Origin of the sequence: Antarctobacter sediminis, assembly GCF_019218285.1 — a bacterium.
Classification (GTDB): Bacteria; Pseudomonadota; Alphaproteobacteria; order Rhodobacterales; family Rhodobacteraceae; genus Antarctobacter; species Antarctobacter sediminis.
The window spans coordinates 1092097-1107781 of record NZ_JAHUZG010000001.1 but is presented as its reverse complement, the minus strand read 5'-3'; the positions used below and the strand labels follow the sequence as shown (position 1 = coordinate 1107781).

17 protein-coding genes are annotated in these 15685 nt (G+C 62.9%); 8 read left to right on the top strand and 9 right to left on the bottom strand.

Annotated features, from left to right (window positions below):
• The first annotated feature begins 39 nt into the window (after window positions 1-39).
• Window positions 40-1365, top strand: a complete 1326-nt coding sequence (gene tig / locus KJP30_RS05340) for a trigger factor (protein WP_218447952.1) — start codon at window positions 40-42, stop codon at window positions 1363-1365.
• A gap of 85 nt (window positions 1366-1450) precedes the next feature.
• Here the strand turns inward: tig and KJP30_RS05335 are convergent, their stop codons facing one another.
• The 7 genes from KJP30_RS05335 to rpsF form a co-directional block, all read right to left on the bottom strand.
• Window positions 1451-1939: a GFA family protein gene (locus KJP30_RS05335; protein WP_218447951.1), complete on the bottom strand. Its 489-nt coding sequence runs from the start codon at window positions 1937-1939 to the stop codon at window positions 1451-1453.
• 154 nt (window positions 1940-2093) lie between these two features.
• Window positions 2094-3521: a homospermidine synthase gene (locus tag KJP30_RS05330; protein WP_246594353.1), complete on the bottom strand. Its 1428-nt coding sequence runs from the start codon at window positions 3519-3521 to the stop codon at window positions 2094-2096.
• Window positions 3522-3613: 92 nt separating this feature from the next.
• Window positions 3614-3982: a YMGG-like glycine zipper-containing protein gene (locus KJP30_RS05325; RefSeq protein ID WP_218447949.1), complete on the bottom strand. Its 369-nt coding sequence runs from the start codon at window positions 3980-3982 to the stop codon at window positions 3614-3616.
• 176 nt (window positions 3983-4158) lie between these two features.
• The gene (locus KJP30_RS05320; protein WP_218447948.1) at window positions 4159-6039 is read right to left on the bottom strand and encodes a PhoX family protein; all 1881 of its coding nucleotides are present in this window, start codon (window positions 6037-6039) and stop codon (window positions 4159-4161) included.
• A gap of 208 nt (window positions 6040-6247) precedes the next feature.
• Window positions 6248-6871, bottom strand: coding sequence for a 50S ribosomal protein L9 (gene rplI, locus KJP30_RS05315; protein ID WP_218447947.1), 624 nt, complete (start codon window positions 6869-6871; stop codon window positions 6248-6250).
• 12 nt (window positions 6872-6883) lie between these two features.
• Window positions 6884-7111 carry a 30S ribosomal protein S18 gene (rpsR, locus tag KJP30_RS05310; protein WP_005982441.1) on the bottom strand — a complete coding sequence of 76 codons (228 nt, stop codon included), beginning with the start codon at window positions 7109-7111 and terminating at the stop codon, window positions 6884-6886.
• 26 nt (window positions 7112-7137) lie between these two features.
• Window positions 7138-7500 carry a 30S ribosomal protein S6 gene (rpsF, locus tag KJP30_RS05305; RefSeq protein WP_218447946.1) on the bottom strand — a complete coding sequence of 121 codons (363 nt, stop codon included), beginning with the start codon at window positions 7498-7500 and terminating at the stop codon, window positions 7138-7140.
• A gap of 245 nt (window positions 7501-7745) precedes the next feature.
• Here rpsF and KJP30_RS05300 point away from each other — a divergent pair, with 245 nt between their 5' ends.
• The 5 genes from KJP30_RS05300 to KJP30_RS05280 all read left to right on the top strand — a co-directional run bounded on the left by KJP30_RS05300 (window position 7746) and on the right by KJP30_RS05280 (window position 11286).
• Window positions 7746-7988, top strand: coding sequence for a hypothetical protein (locus tag KJP30_RS05300; RefSeq protein ID WP_218447945.1), 243 nt, complete (start codon window positions 7746-7748; stop codon window positions 7986-7988).
• 119 nt (window positions 7989-8107) lie between these two features.
• A complete protein-coding gene (gene fabD / locus KJP30_RS05295) occupies window positions 8108-9049 on the top strand; it encodes an ACP S-malonyltransferase (RefSeq protein ID WP_218447944.1) in 942 nt (313 codons plus the stop codon).
• A 35-nt stretch (window positions 9050-9084) separates the two neighbouring features.
• Window positions 9085-9822 carry a 3-oxoacyl-[acyl-carrier-protein] reductase gene (gene fabG / locus KJP30_RS05290; RefSeq protein WP_218447943.1) on the top strand — a complete coding sequence of 246 codons (738 nt, stop codon included), beginning with the start codon at window positions 9085-9087 and terminating at the stop codon, window positions 9820-9822.
• Between the two features lie 215 nt (window positions 9823-10037).
• Window positions 10038-10271 (top strand): acyl carrier protein, encoded by a 234-nt coding sequence (locus KJP30_RS05285; RefSeq protein ID WP_043143437.1) that lies wholly within the window; start codon window positions 10038-10040, stop codon window positions 10269-10271.
• Window positions 10272-10377: 106 nt separating this feature from the next.
• Complete coding sequence (locus tag KJP30_RS05280; RefSeq protein WP_218447942.1) at window positions 10378-11286, top strand: AEC family transporter; 909 nt, start codon at window positions 10378-10380, stop codon at window positions 11284-11286.
• 3 nt (window positions 11287-11289) lie between these two features.
• Here KJP30_RS05280 and mazG read toward each other — a convergent pair whose 3' ends face one another.
• Entirely contained in the window at window positions 11290-12099 is an 810-nt protein-coding gene (mazG, locus tag KJP30_RS05275) for a nucleoside triphosphate pyrophosphohydrolase (RefSeq protein WP_218447941.1), read from the bottom strand.
• 65 nt (window positions 12100-12164) lie between these two features.
• On the opposite strand from mazG, the gene KJP30_RS05270 reads away from it, so the two are divergent.
• Together KJP30_RS05270 and KJP30_RS05265 are read left to right on the top strand one after the other, a co-directional pair.
• Window positions 12165-13322, top strand: coding sequence for a M20 aminoacylase family protein (locus tag KJP30_RS05270; RefSeq protein WP_218447940.1), 1158 nt, complete (start codon window positions 12165-12167; stop codon window positions 13320-13322).
• A 175-nt stretch (window positions 13323-13497) separates the two neighbouring features.
• Window positions 13498-14661, top strand: a complete 1164-nt coding sequence (locus KJP30_RS05265) for a M20 aminoacylase family protein (protein ID WP_218447939.1) — start codon at window positions 13498-13500, stop codon at window positions 14659-14661.
• Between the two features lie 6 nt (window positions 14662-14667).
• Here the strand turns inward: KJP30_RS05265 and KJP30_RS05260 are convergent, their stop codons facing one another.
• The gene (locus KJP30_RS05260) at window positions 14668-15573 is read right to left on the bottom strand and encodes an AraC family transcriptional regulator (RefSeq protein WP_218447938.1); all 906 of its coding nucleotides are present in this window, start codon (window positions 15571-15573) and stop codon (window positions 14668-14670) included.
• Window positions 15574-15685 lie beyond the last annotated feature (112 nt).

Below are 15685 nucleotides of genomic sequence, written 5' to 3'. Positions count from 1 at the left end.
CCCCGGTTTCCGGGGCGCTTGAATTCCGAGGGAAGAGATATGCAGGTCACCGAGACGCTGAACGAAGGCCTCAAGCGCGGCTACGCCATCACCGTGACGGCGGCCGAGCTGGACGAGAAAGTCACCGCCAAGCTGAAAGAAGCGCAGCCCGACATCGAGATGAAGGGTTTCCGCAAGGGCAAAGTCCCGATGCCGCTGCTGAAGAAGCAGTTTGGCCAGCGTGTGCTGGGCGAAACCATGCAGGAAGTCATCGATGGTGCGATGAACCAGCACTTCGAAGACTCGGGCGACCGCCCGGCGCTTCAGCCTGAGGTCAAGATGACCAACGAGGACTGGAAAGAAGGCGACGACATCCACGTCGAAATGACTTACGAGGCGCTGCCCGAGGTTCCGGAACTGGACATGACCGGCGTTGCGCTGGAACGTCTGGTGGTCAAGGCTGACGATGCCTCGGTCGACGAAGCGCTGGAATCGCTGGCCTCCTCGGCGCAGGATTTCGAAGACAAGGACGGCGCGGCCGAAGACGGCGATCAGGTTGTGATCGACTTTGTCGGCAAGGTCGATGGCGAAGCATTCGACGGCGGTTCCGCCGAGGATTACCCGCTGACGCTGGGTTCGGGTTCGTTCATCCCCGGTTTCGAAGAGCAGCTGGTCGGCGTGTCCACCGGTGATGAGAAAGCCGTCGAGGTCACTTTCCCCGAGGAATACGGTGCCGAGCATCTGGCGGGCAAGGCCGCTGTCTTTGACGTGACCGTCAAAGGTGTGAAGGCCCCCAAAGCCGCGGAAATCAACGACGAACTGGCACAGAAATTCGGTGCCGAGGATCTCGAAAGCCTCAAGGGCCAGATCCGCGAGCGTCTGGAAGCCGAATACGCCGGTGCCGCGCGTCAAGTGATGAAACGCGCCCTGCTGGACAAGCTGGACGAACTGGTGTCCTTCGAACTGCCGCCGACCCTCGTCGAAGCCGAAGCCGGCCAGATCGCGCATCAGCTGTGGCACGAGGAAAACCCGGACGTCCACGATCACAACCACGACAAGATCGAGCCGACCGAAGAGCACACCAAGCTGGCCGAGCGCCGCGTGCGCCTTGGCCTGCTGCTGGCCGAGGTTGGCCAGAAAGCCGAGGTCGAGGTCTCCGAGGCCGAGATGACTCAGGCGATCATGAACCAGGCACGCCAGTACCCGGGGCAAGAGCGCGAGTTCTTTGAATACGTGCGCCAGAACCAGCAGATGCAGCAGCAGCTGCGCGCGCCGCTGTTCGAAGACAAGGTCGTCGACCACATCGTGGAAAAGGCCGAAGTGACGGAAAAGGAAGTCTCCAAGGACGACCTTCAGAAAGCCGTCGAGGCGCTGGACGACGAGTGATCGTCAGTCTCTGCAACAATACGGAAAGCCGCCCCTCGGGGCGGCTTTTTCGTCGCGGGATGGTCGCGGTGTCTTGTGAGCCGGGCTAGAGATACAGGCCGTGTCGCTTGTGCCAGTCTTCGATCGACTCGGCGGGCACGCCGTCGAAATGCACATGCCCCGGTCCGTCGGGGACGTGCACCCAGCCGGGTTTCTGCCCTAGATTGATATGGAAATATTCGGGTGGGACCGGCAGCTCCGTGTCGATCGCCGAAGCCGCAGGATACACCCACTGGGCCCAGGACGGCGAAAAGATATAGAGGTGGCTGCCGCACTCTTTGCAGTTGTGCAGACGAAGCTCCACAGGGGCAAGACCCGGTCCTGGTGGGTTGCTGAAAGTGGAATAGACAATGAGATGGTCTTTGCCCTCAACCACCAGCGTGTCCGCCTCTCCCATGATGCTGGCGACGCCGCCAAGGCCACCGTTCGTCTTCAGGCAGCGGGTGCAATAGCACCATCGGTAGGGATGAGGCGCGTGCGATTTCAGGCTGAAACTGACTTTTCCGCAATGGCAGGAGCCGTTCAGATCCATCATCTTTGGCCTATCCTTTCGATGTCCCGAGCATGGGCGCGGGATCAGACTACAGGATTGGCGTGATTTTCAAAACATGCGGGCGTGTCGGCCCGGTTGACAGGTGACACCGACCGCAAGGAAAGGATGGGTCTGCAGACCCATCCTGAGCGGCACATCAGCTGGCCAGCACGTTGCGGAACTGCCAAGGGTCGCTTTCGTCGATGTCCTCGGGGAAGTGTTCCCAACGGTCCTGAAGCGGTGTCCAGTCGGTGTAATGCGCCTCGACCGGGCCAAGGTAGGGGCGTTGCACCTCCAGGCACCGCGCGTGGTCCATTTCGTCGGTTTCGACGATGCCCGCGTTGGGGTTTTCCAGGGCCCAGACCATACCCGCCAGCACGGCCGAGGTCACCTGAAGCCCGGTGGCGTTTTGATAGGGCGCAAGGTCACGCGCCTCCTCGTTGGACAGGCGAGAGCCGTACCACAGCGCGTTTTTCTCATGGCCGAACAGCAGCACACCCAGTTCGTCGATGCCTTCGACGATTTCGTCTTCGGTCAGGATGTGGTGCTTTTCCTGCTGCTTGCCCGATCCGAACATCTCGTGCAGCGACAGAACCGCGTCGTCGGACGGGTGATAGGCATAGTGGCAGGTGGGGCGGAACTCCGGGTGGGCGCCTTCGCCGACAGTGTAGTAATCCGAGATCGAGATCGCCTCGTTATGGGTCACCAGAAAGCCGAACTGCGGTCCCGGCGTCGGGCACCAGGTGTGCACGCGGGTGATTGCGCCCGGCCGTTCCAGCCAGATCCCCGCCTGACAGCCGCTGTCCTGACGATGGCCGTTTTCCGGGAACCATGTCTCATGCGTGCCCCAGCCAAGCTCGGCTGGCTGAAAGCCTTCGGCGATGAACCCCTCGACCGACCATGTGTTCACAAAGACATTGCGCGGGCGGGGCAGGCGGCGTGCCTGGGTGTCGCGTTCCGCGATATGCACACCCTTGACGCCCAGCGACTGCATCAGTCTGGCCCAGCCGTCGCGGGTGGTGGGCGCCGTGACCTCGCGGCCCGTGTCCTTGGCCAGCGTCAGCAGTGCTTCCTTGACGAACCAACTGACCATGCCGGGGTTTGCGCCGCAGCAGCTTACCGCCGTGGTGCCGCCGGGATTGGCCGCCTTTTCGTCCCGCACCGCCTGCCGCAGCGCATAGTTGGTGCGCGCCGCGTTGTCGGTGGTGCCAAAATAGTACCCTTCCCAAGGTTCGACCACGGTGTCGATGTAGGGCACGCCGATCTCGCGGCAGAACTTCATCAGGTCCAGCGAGGAGGTATCGACCGAAAGGTTCACGCAGAACCCCTTGCCATCGGGGAACAGCCCGCCCAGAACCTCGCGGTAATTGTCCGGGGTCAGCGAGACCTGCAAGTGGTTCAGCTTGTGCTGGCGCAGGAAATTGGCCTGGCCCGCGTCCGGTTCGACCACCGTCAGCTTGTCGGCGTCATAGTCGAAATGCCTTTCGATCAGCGGCCAGACGCCTTTGCCGATGGAACCGAAGCCGATGATGACGATGGGACCGTCAATGCGGCCATAAACGGGATAGTCCTGTGTCACGTGCATCTCCTTGCAACTTGTCCCCGGTTTAGGGGCCATAGGGGGGCAAAGCAATGCGCCGTCGGACAGGGGGCCGCCCCGGGGGGCGGCCCGCCGGGTCAGCCGATCACCTTGTGACCACGGTTTTGCAGGCAGCGAATGACCACCTCGCGGCGCTGCTCGCTCAACTCGTCCTCGGCGGTGGCCACACCGGTCACGGCGCCGATGGCGGCCCCGGCCAGAGCGCCCTCGGCCCGGTCGTCTTCGTCGTCCAGCGCGCCGAAAACGGCCCCGGCGGCGGCCCCCATCAACGCGCCATTGCGGTGCGCATCGGGGCGATAGTCATGCGCCGCGGATTTGCACTGGGCCAGGTCTGTGTCGAACATCGCATTGCGCGGGCCGTCCAGCGTATAACTCCGATCCATCGGCGCGGTGCAGGCGGCCATTGCGATCAGCGGCAGGGAAAGCAGGCTGGTTTGAAATTTCATGTTTGTTTTCCTCGGGTTGGCAAATGACTTTCTGTCTGTGTCGAGGAAATAGACCGGGAAAACTCGCATGGATATTGGCGAAATTGGCATGTCTATCATGCAAATCGGTACATCAGGGCATGAAAAAGCCGCGCCAAGGGGCCTTGGCGCGGGGTCTTGGTGCTGTTTGAGGCGGATCAGCCGACGGTTGCGCCGTCTTCGCGCCACACGGCGATGACAGAAGAGCGCGGCTTGCCTTCGCCGTCGGGCCACGACCCGCCCGGGTGCTGAATGCCGACAAAGGCCACCTTGCGGTCCACCGACCAGCACATGCCGGTCACTTCACAGCCATAGGGGCCGGTCATAAAGCGGGCGATCTCGCCGGTTTCGGTGTTGCCGGCCAGCATCTGGTTGTTGCCCTGTCCGGCAAAGTCGCCTTCGTTGCTGTAGTTGCCGTCGGTCTGGATCCACAGCGTGCCTTTGCTGTCAAAGATCATGCCGTCGGGCGAGTTGAACATGTTGCCTGGGGTGACATTGTCAGAGCCGGCATAGGCGTTGTCATAGACCTTGGGGTTGCCGGCCATGACATACAGATCCCACGAGAACGCGGTTTCGCCATGGTCGTCCCCATTGGGAACCCAGCGCACGATCTGACCATAGTTGTTGGACTCACGCGGGTTGGGGCCGCCCACCGGAGTTTCGTCGCCACCGGCGTTCGGCTTGATGCCGCGGTTCTTGTTGTTGGTCAGGGCGCAATAGGCCTCGGTCTTGACCGGATTGACGGCGATCCACTCGGGGCGGTCCATCGTGGTCGCGCCCACCTTGGAGCCTGCCATCCGTGCATGCACCAGCATTTCGTCCAGCGCCATGCCGGTGGTTTCCGGCGTCAGGGCCAGCCATTCGCCGGTCAGGTCGTCGTTGAACTTGGCCACGTACAGCGTGCCGTCCGACAGCAGGCCATCGGTCGGCTGACCTTCGTCCCAGGTGCCGTTCGAGACGAATTTATACATGAACTCGCCGCGCTCGTCGTCGCCCATGTAGACCACGATCCGGCCGTCCTTGGCCTGCGTCATGGCGGCGTTCTCGTGCTTGAAACGGCCAAGGGCCGTGTGCTTGACCGGGGTGCTGTCCGGGTTCGCCGGGTCGATCTCGACGATCCAGCCGTGGCGATGCGGTTCGTTCGGTTCTTTCGACAGGTCGAAACGTGCGTCGAATTTCTCATAGGCATAGCGGCCTTCGCCACCGATACCATAGCGCTTGAACCCCTCGGTCGCGTCGTATTCGCCGGTCGCTCCGAAGTAGCCGTTGAAGTTTTCCTCGCAGGTCAGGTAGGTGCCCCACAGCGTCTTGCCCGAACCACAGTTGTTCAGCGTGCCCAGCGGCGACATGCCGTCGGGGTCGGCATTGGTCTTGACCAGATCGGACCCGGCAACGGGGCCGTCCATGGTCATCGGGGTGTTGTGGTCGATGCGGCGGTTCAGCGGGCTGTCGACGACCACGGCATAGCCGTCACCGTTGTCGGCCACTTCCATGACGGTCACGCCCTGAAAGTTCTGCAACATGCGCACTTCGTCGGCGGAGGTGGGCATTCCTTCGCTGGCGGCGGGCAGGTTGATCTTGGGGTTTACGTATTCCGAGTTCACGGCGATGACCTGCTTGCCGTCCACGGCAAACAGTTCCATGCCGTCGGTGTTTTCACCAAAGACCTTGTCCGACATCTCGAAGGCTACGCCGGTTTCGGGCGAATAGGCGCCATCGGCCTCGGACCACAGCGCGTCACCCCAGCGCACGACCGGCTTCCACTGATAGCCTTCGGGCACGTGAATTTCGAAATCGGTGGCGGTGCCGATCGGCTGGAAGTCGAAGGCGGCGGCCTGCGCGCGGGCCGAGGTGGCCGAACCCATCACACCGGCGCCAAAGACGGTCGCGGCGGAACCGAAGGCCAGAGCGCCGCCCAGGAACCCGCGGCGCGAGATCGCGCGCTCGACTACGGCGTCAAAGCCGTTTTCTTCCGGGCGCGGGTCGCGCAGTTCGTCGAAATCGTCCCAGGACAGATCGGCAATGTCAGATTTCTTCATGGCTGGCCTCGTATCAGCTTGCAGATAGGGGGCACCGCCACCGAACAAGGGCGGCTGTGCGCAGGCTGATATGTGATGTTATAACGTGAAGCCCGTGTTTAATATTCATGAAGCTTTTGTGTCAGGCCCGCCTAACGATTTGGCACATAAAGAAAAACCGCGCCGGAGTTCCGGCGCGGTTTCAAATCTGTCGCGATCTGTCGCGGTATCAGTCGTCGTCGCCGTCGGTGGCTTCGCCTGTGCGCGCCGGGGCATCGCCCTCGTCGTCGTCCGAGGCTGCGCTGCCGATGTCGTCGAACAGCTGGCTGACTTCGAATTCGGCCTGCGCCTCTTCTTCGGCTGCCAGTTCCTGAATCGACTTGCCCGATTCCTGAAGCTCGGCCTCTTCAACCGAACGTGCAACGTTCAGCAGAATGGTGACCATGACTTCGGGGTGCAGGTGCACTTCGACTTCGTGCAGACCCAGTTCCTTGATCGGCTGACGGATCAGGACCTGCTTGCGGTCGATCGAGAAGCCGTTTTCGGTGGCAACGGTGGCCGCGTCACGGGTGGTGACCGAACCGTAAAGGTTGCCGCCGTCCGAGGCCGAACGAATCACGACGAACTTCTGACCATCCAGACGCTCGGCCAGGGCCTCTGCTTCCTGTTTGGTTTCGAGGTTGCGTGCTTCGAGCTGCGCTTTCTGGGCTTCGAAAGAGGCGATGTTCTCTTTCGAGGCGGTCAGCGCCTTGCCCTGAAGCAGCAGGTAGTTGCGTGCGTAACCGGGCTTGACGTCCACGACGTCGCCCATCTGGCCCAGCTTGGCCACACGTTCGAGAAGGATGACTTGCATTGCTCGTACTCCTTACTTCACGGCGTAGGGCAGCAGGGCGAGGAAGCGGGCGCGCTTGATGGCGCGGGCCAGTTCACGCTGCTTCTTTGCCGAAACGGCGGTGATGCGGGACGGGACGATCTTGCCGCGCTCAGAGATGTAGCGCTGCAGCAGACGGGTGTCCTTGTAGTCGATCTTGGGTGCGTTGTCGCCCGAGAAGGGGCAGACCTTGCGGCGGCGGAAAAACGGTTTTGCAGCCATGGTTTATCTCCTCTTCTTCAGGTCTATCAGTCGCGGTTCCGACGCTCGCGGCGGTCGCCACGTTCGTCTTTCTTCTGCATCTGGATCGAGGGGCCTTCTTCGTGGCCGTCGACCTTGATGGTCAGAACACGCATGACGTCGTCATGCAGGCGCATCAGGCGTTCCATTTCCTGCACGGCCGTCGCCGGGGCGTCGGTCTTGAGGAAGGCGTAATGGCCTTTGCGGTTCTTGTTGATCTTGTAGGCCATGGTTTTCACGCCCCAGTACTCGCTGTCGACGACTTTGCCGCCGTTGTCCGCGAGGACGGTGCTGAAATGTTCGACAAGGCCTTCGGCCTGCGCGTTGGACAGGTCCTGACGCGAGATGAATACATGCTCGTAAAGCGGCATGTGCACTCCATTTCTATCAAGGCGCATTTCATAGGGCAGGGGCCGATGTCCCTTCGCGCCCTGCCCACGAGAGACTGCGCGGGTAAACGTCGTTGCGAAGGGAGCGCTCCGTATACACGGATCGGCGCGTGGCGCAAGAGGAACCGCTGCGGTCCGGGCGCTTCGCGGGAATGCCCCGTCTTGGCCCAATTCCCGGCACAATCGAGCGGTTAACCTGAGATTAACCAACAACCGGAGCGATAACCATGGCCCTGACCGATTTCTCTACGCCGATGGACCTCGGGTCCGCCTTTGCCGCGCCGCGCATTTCCGCCGCGGCGATCCTCCGGATTGCGGGCTGCGCGCTGGCGCTGTTTGCCTATATGATCTGGATCGTGCCCATGGGGATCGACGCGCCGATACTGGTGCCGTTCAAGCTGTTGGCCTCTTGCGTTATGCTGAACAAGGCGCTGGAACTGTGCCTTGGCATGGGGCCGCGCCCCGAATGACCCGATTGCCCCGGGGCGTTCCGGCCTTGGGGGCGATGCCTTGTGGATGCCTAGTGATTGCGCAGCGCGGCGCGGCCTAGTAAGGGCTGTCAAACAGCAATTACGGCGAGGAGAGGGGCATGAGCCGCGCATTTATCTTTCCCGGACAGGGGGCACAGACCATCGGCATGGGCCGCGACCTGGCCGAGGCCTACCCGGCGGCCCGCGCCGTCTTTGACGAAGTCGACGAGGCCTTGGGCGAAAAGCTTTCGGACCTGATCTGGGAAGGCGAGATCGAAACCCTGACCCTGACGCAGAACGCCCAACCCGCGCTGATGGCCACCTCGATGGCGGCGATGCGCGCGCTGGAGGCCGAGGGCATCACCATCGGGGCCGCCGCCTTTGTCGCCGGTCACTCGCTTGGCGAATATTCCGCCCTGACCGCCGCCGGCGCATTGAGTGTGGCCGATGCGGCCCGCCTGCTGCGCAAGCGCGGACAGGCCATGCAGGCCGCCGTCCCCGTGGGTGAGGGTGCCATGGCCGCGCTTCTGGGGCTTGATCTGGACGCCGTGCGCAAGGTGGCCGAAGAGGCCGCGCAGGGCGATGTGGTCGCCGCCGCCAATGACAATGACCCGGGTCAGGTGGTCATCTCTGGCCACAAGGCCGGGGTCGAACGCGCGGTCGAAATCGCCAAGGCCGCAGGAGCAAAACGCGCCGTCATGCTGCCGGTCTCGGCCCCGTTCCACTGTGCCCTGATGCAACCCGCCGCCGAGGCAATGGCCGTGGCGCTGGCCGAGGTCGAGTTCAAGACCCCCGCCGTGCCCGTGGTTTCCAACGTCGAGGCCGCCCCGGTCAGCGATCCGGCCCGCATCCGCGAATTGCTCGAAGCGCAGATCTGCGGCGCGGTTCGCTGGCGCGAATCCGTCGCCCGCATGGTCGAGGACGGCGTCGAAGAATTCTGGGAAATCGGCGCGGGCAAGGCGCTGTCGGGCATGGTGCGCCGCATTCACCGCCCGGCGGGTGTGCGCAACATCGGCACCGCCGCAGACATTAAATCCGCGGTCGAGGCCGCGCAGGGCTAAGGCCCGCCACAAGGCATTCGGAAAAGGATAGAGACATGTTCGATCTGACGGGTAAATCCGCCCTCATCACCGGCGCCTCTGGCGGCATCGGTGGCGCCATTGCCAAGGCGCTGCACGGCGCGGGCGCCAACGTCGGCCTTTCGGGGACGCGGGTGGAACCGCTTGAGGCGCTGGCCGCCGAATTGGGCGACCGTGCGTTTGTGTTGCCCTGCAACCTTGGTGATGCCGAGGCCGTCACTGCGCTGCCGAAACAGGCGGCCGAGGCGATGGGCAGCGTCGACATCCTCGTCAACAACGCGGGCATCACCCGTGACAACCTGTTCATGCGCATGTCCGAAGACGAATGGCAAAGCGTGCTGGACGTGAACCTGACCGCCACCTTCCGCCTGTGCAAAGGCGTGCTGCGCGGCATGATGAAATCGCGCTGGGGCCGGATCGTGAACATCTCTTCGGTCGTAGGCGCCACCGGCAACCCCGGTCAGGGCAACTATGCCGCCGCCAAGGCGGGCATGGTCGGCATGTCGAAATCGCTGGCCTACGAGGTCGCCAGCCGTGGCGTCACCGTGAACGCCGTCGCCCCCGGTTTCATCGAGACCGCGATGACCGACAAGCTGAACGACGACCAGAAAAGCGCCATCCTGACCCAGATTCCCTCGGGCCGCATGGGCACCCCCGAAGAGATCGCCGCAGGCGTGCTTTACCTGTCCAGCGCCGAAGCGGCCTATGTGACCGGAACGACGTTGCATATCAACGGCGGCATGGCCATGTTGTAAGCCTTGCTGCCTGTTGCACTGCGGCGTGGGAAAGCGTTTGCCATCTCCGTCGCCTGTGCTATAGGCCGCGCAGATTTTCAGCCGGTTGCACGCCCTTGCATGCGGTCGGCCCCCCCGGACTCCCGGGAGATCGAGCCGCCCGCAAGGGCAAAGAACGCCACGCCACGGGCAGGGCAGAATGGGCAAAGCGCCCGATAGACTTGTGAGGAAGAGACATGAGCGACATCGCAGATCGCGTGAAGAAGATTGTGGTCGAGCACCTGAGCGTCGAAGAAGAGAAGGTGACGGAATCGGCTTCCTTCATCGACGATCTCGGCGCAGACAGCCTTGACACTGTCGAGCTGGTGATGGCCTTCGAAGAAGAGTTCGGCATCGAGATCCCCGACGACGCAGCCGAAACCATCCAGACCTTCGGCGACGCGGTCAAGTTCATCTCGGACGCTCAGTAAGCCGCTTATGTCACCTTCGCGGTGACGGATAAACGGCGTGCCCTTGGGGCGCGCCGTTTTTCATTTTGGGCCCTGCAATTCCCCGCTGCCAAAAGGCCAAAACCCCGTGCTGTTCATCACCATCTGGCCGCTTTTTGCCCTGATCTGCCTTGGCTTCGTGCTGATGCGAAAGGGATTTCCCGATCCCGCTTTCTGGCCCGCAGCTGAACGGCTCAATTATTTCCTGCTGTTTCCCGCGCTGCTGGTCTCCAGCCTTGTGAAGGCGCCGTTGGATGATCCGCAGATCCTGCGGCTGGGCGCGGCGGCGCTGGCGACGATCACGCTTGCGGTCGTGGCCATGGCCATTGCGCGGCGGGTCTTTCCCGCGCCGGCGGCCCGCTTTGGTCCGGCGGTTCAGGGCGCGGTACGGTTCAACACCTACCTTGGCCTCGCCGTTACGGCCAGCATCGCGGGCAGCACGGGGGTCGAACGCGCGGCGGTCTACCTTGCGATCTGCGTGCCCTTCGTCAACGTGCTGTCGATCATGGCGCTCAGCGAACGCGACGTTCTGCGCCGCCCCGGCGCGCTGCTCAAGACCATGTTGCGCAACCCGCTGATTCTCGCCTGTCTGCTGGGTATTGCGCTGGCGCTGCTGGATCTGGGCCTGCCTTTTGGAATCGGCACCTTCCTCGAATTGCTGGCGCGGGGCAGCCTGCCGCTTGGCCTGCTTTGCGTCGGGGCCGCGCTGCAACCCAAGGCGCTTGGCCGCGATGGGCTGGTGGTTGGCGGCAATGCGGCGCTGCGTCTGTTGGGGATGCCGATGCTGGCGGCGCTGGTGGCCTGGGGCTTTGGCCTGAACGGGGTCGAGGCGCTGGTGCTGGTGGTCTTTTCGGCGATCCCCACCGCGCCCACGGCCTATGTGCTGACCCGGCAGTTGAACGGCGACGGCACGCTGATGGCGGGGCTGGTCACGTTTCAGACCCTCGCTGCCGTGGTGACGATCCCGCTGGTCCTGATGGTACTGGGCTACGGGTAACGCCTATTTCGCGGCTTTTTCCGCCGCCTTGGCCGCGTCCCACAGGCGATCCATTTCCTCAAGGTCGCTGTCCTCGGGCCGCCGCCCGTCTTCGGCCAGCGCCGCCTCGATCGCCTGGAACCGACGGGTGAATTTCGCATTGGCCGCCCGCAGCGCCGCCTCGGGGTCGATCCCCATGTGACGGCCAAGGTTGGCCATAACGAACAGCAGGTCTCCGAATTCCTCGAACCGATGGTCGGCATCTTCGGCCTGACGCAGTTCGTCCATCTCCTCGCGCAGCTTGTCCATGACCTCGTCGGTGGTGGGCCAGTCAAAGCCCACGCGCGCGGCCCGCTTTTGCAGCTTTACCGCCCGCAGCAGCGCCGGCAAGCCAAGCGCCACCCCATCCAGCACACCGGTTTCGGCCTTGGCCGCACGCTCGGCTGCCTTGATCGTCTCCCAGTCGCGGGTCTGCTGGTCGGCGGACTTGTCCCGGCTTTCCTCGCCGAAAACATGCGGGTGCCGCGCCACCATCTTGTCCGACATGCCGTCGGCCACCTCGTCAAAGGTGAACAACCCCGCCTCCGAGGCCATCTGCGCGTGAAAGACCGACTGGAACAAAAGGTCTCCCAACTCGCCCTTCAGTTCGTCCCACGCCTCACGTTCGATGGCGTCGGACACTTCATAGGCCTCTTCGATGGTGTAGGGCGCGATGGTCGCAAAGCTCTGCTCAAGATCCCAGGGACAGCCCGTGTCGCGATCGCGCAACCGCCGCATGATCTCGACCAGTCGCGGCATCCCGCCTTTCGGATCGTGGATCAGGTCGTCGCTCATTGCATCCGCTCCCGCTTTGGCATCATGGTTTCCGACATGAGGGATCGGGCGCAGGGAGTCCAGCCATGGTGGTCATCAATCGTATTGCCGGTTTTGCCGAAGAGATGGCGGGATGGCGCCGCCACCTGCACATGCACCCGGAACTGAGCCTCGACTGCCATGACACGGCGGCTTTCGTGGCCGCCCGCCTGCGAGACATGGGCGTGACCGAGATCCACGAGGGCATCGCCACCAGCGGGCTGGTGGCCGTAATCAAGGGGCAGGGGGACGGGCCGGTAACAGGTCTGCGGGCCGACATGGACGCGCTGCCGATGCAAGAGGAAACAGGCGCGGAATGGGCCAGCACGGTGCCGGGCCGGATGCATGCCTGCGGCCATGACGGGCATACGGCCATGCTGCTGGGGGCGGCCAGATACCTTTCCGAAACGCGCCGGTTCACTGGCCGTGTGGTGCTGATCTTTCAACCGGCCGAAGAAACCATCGGCGGCGGCCGGATCATGGTCGAAGAGGGCATCATGGACCGGTTTGGCATCGAAGAAGTCTATGCGCTGCATACCGATCCCTTCGGGGAACTGGGAGAGTTCCGAACCACGCCGGGGCCGATCATGGCCGCGGCGGATGAATTCTATATCACCGTCAAGGGGCAGGGCGGGCACGCGGCCTATCCCCAAACCTGCCGCGATCCCATGCCCGCAGCCCTTGCCATCGGGCAAGCCCTGCAAACCGTGGTGTCGCGCAACACCGATCCACTGGCGGCCCTTGTGGTCTCGCTGACCATGCTACACGGCGGCAGCGCCTCGAACATCATCCCCCAAGAGGTCACGCTGGGCGGCACCGTGCGCAGCCTGACGCCCGAAGTTCGCAACATGGCACAGTCCCGCATCACCGAAATCGTGTCCAGCGTGGCGACCGGCTACGGCGTCGAGGCGGCACTTGATTACCAGCGCAACTATCCACCCACCATCAACCACGCCGATCAAACTCTCTTTGCCACGGAAATCGCCCGCCAGGTGTCATCGCGCGCCGTCGATGACCTGCCGCCCGAGATGGGTGCCGAAGATTTTTCTTACATGCTGAACGCACGTCCGGGCGCTTTCCTGTTTCTGGGTCAGGGACTTGGCCCTTCAGTCCATCACCCGAAATTCGACTTCAACGATGCGGCGGCACCATTCGGCGCCAGCTTCTTTGCAGCGCTCATCGAGAAACGTCACGCCCTTGGCTGATCGGCCCGCTGTTTTGAGTATTTGAGCCAAGAAGAAGCCAGGCGCGCGCCCTTGGGGCAGGCTTTTGGTTTCTTCTTGGTAAAAATACTCATTGCCCGGTTTAAAACCGGCGGCACGCAAGCTCTTTTCAATGTCCTTTGCAACAGGCAGTCTGCGCGGCAAAGGAGACATGTCCATGCCCATCGTCAATTCAATCGCCGCCCTGGAACCGGAAATGACTGCCTGGCGGCGGCACCTGCACCAGCATCCGGAACTGGGGCTGGATTGTTTCAAGACCGCCGATTTCGTGGTTGAAAGGTTGAAGGGGTTTGGCATCACCGAGATCCACACCGGCATTGCGCGGACCGGTGTTGTGGCCATTGTCGAGGGCCGCGCGCCGGGCCGGACCATCGGCTTGCGGGCCGACATGGACGCGCTGCCAATGGAGGATCTGTCGGGGACGGAGCATGCTTCGAAGGTGCCGGGCATGGCGCATACCTGTGGCCATGACGGGCATACCACCATGCTTTTGGGAGCGGCGAAATATCTTGCGGAGACGCGCAACTTTGCGGGTCGCGTGGCGCTGATCTTTCAACCGGCCGAGGAAAACGAGGGCGGCGGGCGCATCATGGTCGAAGAAGGCATGATGGACCGTTTCGACATCGAAGAAGTCTATGGCATTCACAACATGCCGGGCGGAGAGGTCGGGCAAATGTTGACCAACCGGGGTGCCTTGTTGGCGGGGGTCGATGAATTCACGATCATCATCACCGGGCAGGGCGGCCATGGAGCGATGCCGTTCCAGACACGGGATCCGGTGGTTTGCGCCGCCTCGATGGTGCAGGCCTTGCAGACCATCGTCAGTCGCAACGTCGATGCGCTGGAGCGGCTGGTGGTCAGCGTGACGCAGATCCACACCGGCTCGGCCATGAACATCGTGCCGGAGACGGCGGTTTTGAACGGCACGGTGCGTTATTTCGACAAGGACGTTCAGACGCTGGTCAAGTCGCGCATGGCCGAGATCGCCGAATTTCAGGCCAAGAGTTTCGGCATGAGCGCGGAGCTGGACTACATCGACGGTTATCCGCCCACGATCAACCATCCCGAGCAGGCGGAATTCGCGGCGCAGGTCGCGCGCGAGGTCGTGGGAGCCGATGCGGTGGACATCGACTCGCCCCCGATCATGCCGGGCGAAGATTTTTCATACATGCTGGAGGCGCGGCCCGGTGCCTATTTGTTCCTCGGTCAGGGGGACACGCCGGTCTGTCATCATCCCAGATATGACTTCAACGACAGCATCGCGCCGATCGGGGCCAGCTTTTTTGCCCGGCTGGTGGAAAAGGCGCTACCGCTGGGTTGAGGCGGGTCAGCGGAACATCTCGGCATAGGCGCCGTCTTGGGCGGCGCTTGGCGGGACGTCGAAGTAGCGTTTGAACTCGCGGCTGAACTGCGAGACGCTTTCATAGCCCACGCGGTTGGCGGCGGTGCCGACCCGCAGGCCTTCGCGCAGGATCATCTGGCGGGCGCGGTTCAGGCGCAGTTTCTTCTGGTATTGCAGGGGGCTTTCCCCTGTCACTGTCTTGAAGGCGCGGTGAAAGGCCGAGGCGCTCATGTTGGCCTGTTCGGCCAGCGCCTCGACCGAAATGGCGGCGCTATAGTTTTCCTGAAGATAGGACAGGGCGCGGGCGATCCTTGCGTGATGCGTGTCTTGTCGCGTCAGCGCGGCCAGAGCCGTGCCGTGATCGTCCAGCAGGGCGCGAAAGGTGATTTCTTCGAGGATGGCGGGGCCCAGCACATCGCTGTCCAGTTTCGAGCGCAGGCAATGCAGCAACCGTTCGACCGCCTGCTGCATGGGGGCGTTCATGCGCACCGGTTCGATACCCGCAAGTATGTCCTGACCGTTGAAATCATGATCGGGAGAATGGCGTTCCACCCGTTCGATCATCTGGTGTAGCCGGGGTGTGTCGATGTCGATGAAGATCCCAAGAATCGGTTCCTCAGGGCTGGCGCGGGTTTCGCATTCCAGTGCCGTGGGCAGGCTGGAGACAAGATAGTGATCGCGGTCGTAACGAAAGCTCTGGCCGTTCCAGTGGCCGATCTTGTGGCCCTGTCCGATCACGACGATGCCGGTATCATACAGCAAGGGCGCGCGCGGCACCGGTTCGGTGGCCCAGAAGAACCGCACCTGCGGCATGTAGGTTTCCACCACGCCGGCAGCCTGCGGAAAGCTGTAGATCGTCCTCAGGGCGGCGAAATCCTCGGCAAAGCTCATATCCGTTCTCCGGCTGCTGAGGCGAAAAATGCATGATCCCGGGCGCTCGGCAAGCGGATCAGGGCAAATCGGGCAGGATCGGGCAAATCCTTGGCAGGAACGTTGCTGTCGG